This is a genomic window from Streptomyces fuscigenes, assembly GCF_021556455.1.
GTDB classification, from domain to species: domain Bacteria; phylum Actinomycetota; class Actinomycetes; order Streptomycetales; family Streptomycetaceae; genus Streptomyces; species Streptomyces fuscigenes.
The window spans coordinates 1-2,935 of the sequence record NZ_JAKGCV010000578.1; the positions used below are offsets into that span (position 1 = coordinate 1).

The 2,935-nt window shown below is 74.3% G+C and carries 3 protein-coding genes; all 3 read right to left on the reverse strand.

What is annotated here, in order from left to right:
* Positions 1 to 308 precede the first annotated feature (308 nt).
* Entirely contained in the window at positions 309 to 872 is a 564-nt protein-coding gene (locus L1885_RS26500) for a TetR/AcrR family transcriptional regulator (protein WP_235799697.1), read from the reverse strand.
* A 33-nt stretch (positions 873 to 905) separates the two neighbouring features.
* Complete coding sequence (whiG, locus tag L1885_RS26505; RefSeq protein ID WP_235799695.1) at positions 906 to 1,742, reverse strand: RNA polymerase sigma factor WhiG; 837 nt, start codon at positions 1,740 to 1,742, stop codon at positions 906 to 908.
* Between the two features lie 200 nt (positions 1,743 to 1,942).
* Positions 1,943 to 2,935 (reverse strand): DNA-processing protein DprA (gene dprA, locus L1885_RS26510; RefSeq protein WP_235799696.1); only part of this gene is annotated, 993 nt, incomplete at its 5' end.

Consider the following 2,935-nt stretch of genomic DNA (forward strand, 5'->3'; position numbering starts at 1 on the left):
GGCCCGCGGCCCCGGAGCAGTCCCGGGCCGGGTTGACGACCCTGGAGCGCGACCGCCTGTCAGTCCCCTGCCCACCGCCTCGGCCCCCGCCCTGGCCGTGGCCCCGACGCGGGAGATGCGAGGCCCGGCCCGCGCACCCCGCGGCGGAGGCCCGCGTGCGATGTCCTGGGCCCGTCGCGTGCGCGGCCGTCAGGTGCAGGGCGGCGGCCTCGGTCCGCGCGGGCAGTCGGGTTCGGGCTGCCGCCGCCCGCGGTGCGGCCGGCTCCCGACGTGCGGCTCCCCGACGACTGGGCTGCCCCGCTTCCGCGTCAGGCGCTTCCCGTGACCCCGCCGAGCGCCATGGCGACGGCCGCCTGCGCGATCTCGTCGGGCTCCTCGGCCGCGCCGAGCTCGATGCGGCGCACGGCCGCGTCCACGATGCCCTGGAGCAGCATCGCGGCGAGGCGGGGGCTGCGGTGGCCGAGGTCGCCGAGCGCGGCGCCGACCATGGCGACGAGCCCGCCGTGGGACGCGCGGATCTTCTCGCGGGCGCCGTCGTCCAGCTCGCTCGCGGAGATCGCGACGACGGCCCGGTGGCGCCGGTCGCCGACCAGCGCCAGCTGGGTGCGGACGTACGCCTCGATCCTGGCCTCCGGCGTGGCCTCGGCGGCCATCGCGGCGGACACCTCCGCCGCCCACACGGGGAAGTCGACGGCGCACAGCTCCTCGACGACGGCCGCCCGCGAGCGGAAGTACTCGTAGACGGACGATCGGGCGAGCCCCGTGCGCTCGGCCAGGGCGGGGAAGGTCAACGCCTCGGTGCCGCCTTCCGACAGCAGGGAGCGCGCGGCGTCGAGCAGGGCGTCGCGCTGCATGGTCCGGTGCTCGGCCACGGAGGCCGCTCGAATCCTGGGCACGGGTCCACTTTACAAATCCGCCAATTTGGCCCGCAGCTGGAGCACGGACTTGGTGTGGATCTGGCTGACCCTGCTCTCCGTGACGCCGAGGACGTTGCCGATCTCCGCCAGGGTCAGGCCTTCGTAGTAGTAGAGCGTGACCACGGTCTTCTCGCGGTCCGGCAGTGTGTTGATGGCGCGGGCGAGCAGGCGGCGCTGCTCGCGGTCCTCGGCCACCTCGACCGGGTCGTCGGCCGCCGTGTCCTCCAGCGTGTCCATGAGGCTCAGGCGGTCGCCGTCGCCGCCGACGTGCAGCAGCTCCTCCAGTGCGACCACGTTGGCCAGCGACAACTGGCTGAAGACCGCGTGCAGTTCGTCGACCGCGATGCCCATCTCCGCGGCGACCTCGCTCTCCGAGGGGGTGCGCCGCAGCTTCGCCTCCAGGGTCGCGTAGGCGCGCTCGGCGGCCCGCGCCTTCTGCCGGACGGAACGGGGGATCCAGTCCAGGGCGCGCAGCTCGTCGATCATCGCCCCACGGATACGGGTGATGGCGTACGTCTCGAACTTGATCGACCGCGTGATGTCGAACTTCTCGATGGCGTCGATCAGGCCGAACACCCCCGAGGAGACGAAGTCGGCCTGCTCGACGTTGGGCGGCAGGCCGACGCTGACGCGGCCGGCGACGTACTTCACGAGCGGCGAGTAGTGCAGGATCAGCTGCTCGCGCAGCCGGGCGTCGCCCGTCGCCTTGTAGGACCGCCACAACTCGTCGAGCGACGAGGGCGCGGGCGGCCGGTCGGCGCTCCGGGCCTCGGGGGGTGCCGACCTTGCCGCGGTGCGATCGGACCCGGAGGTGTGCTGGGGCATGCGGTGCCTTGAGCCGTTCTGCTGTGACGTGGGGATATGGGACGTGGGGACTTGGATGAGCGTAGCGTGACCGGCCGGTCGCTTTGTGCGCTCGACGGAGGGAGCGGGCAGGTGACCGCCGGCGGGGCGGTCAGCGGGATATGGAGGTCATCCGCCTCACCCTGTCACCCGAATGCCCCAGGTCAAGCACCCGTTCACGCTCACCCGCCGGCGCCCCGGCCCAGTGCGGTGGGACGCCATCTGTCGCTGTGTCGTTCGACAAACCCGAGCGAGTGAAGCTCGACCAGCCTCGCGAGTGCGGCGTCCGCCGTGGTCCCGGCACCGCGTGCCACCGCCGGGACGCTGTCCGTTCCGGCGGCGGGGAGTGCCTCCAGCACCCGGGCGCACTCCGGCCGCAGCAGGTCCCTGGGCAGGAGAGGGCCGCGCCTGCGCGGAGCGAGTTCGCCGATGTCACCGACCAGCTCGATGACTTCGTCCGCGTCGGTGACCAGGACACCTTCGCCGCGCAGCAGTTCGTGCACCCCGGCCGAGAGCCCGCTCGTGACGGGACCCGGCACCCCCATCGTGAACCGGCCGAGCCGCAGTGCCCAGCGGGCACTGGACAGCGACCCGCTGCGCTGGGCGGCCTCCACGACGACCGTGCCCCGGGTGAGCGCGGCGATCACGCGGTTGCGCAGCACGAACCTGCTCCGCGTCGGATGCTCCCCCGGCGGCAATTCACCGATGACGAGACCCTGTTCGGCGATGCGTGCGATCAACTCGGCGTGACCGCGGGGGTAGACCGTGTCCACGCCGCAGGCGAGCACGGCGCCCGTCGCGCCGCCGGCGGCCAGCGCGCCCCGGTGCGCCGCCGCGTCCACGCCGAAGGCCGCTCCCGAGATGACGACCCAGCCGCTGCCGGCGAGGCCGCCCGCCAGCGTGCCCGCCATGTGGGCCCCGTACGGCGTGCAGGCCCGCGCGCCCACCACGGCGACGGAACGCAGCGCCCACAGGCGCAGGTCCGGCGCTCCGCGTACCCACAGGCCGACGGGGGCCGCGGTCCCCAGGTCGTCCAGCTGGCGGGGCCACTCCGCGTCTCCGGGGCATACGAAGCGCGCCCCCACGGCGTCCGCCGCCGCGAGGTCTCGCTCGGGGCACGCGTCGGCGGCACGCGCCCGGTATCCCGCCAGCCGGCGGGCGCCGACGCCGCCGAG

Bases quoted from the DNA above. Each gene is read 5' to 3' on its own strand.
- whiG (WP_235799695.1), bottom strand. From the start codon at position 1,742: ATGCCCCAGCACACCTCCGGGTCCGATCGCACCGCGGCAAGGTCGGCA.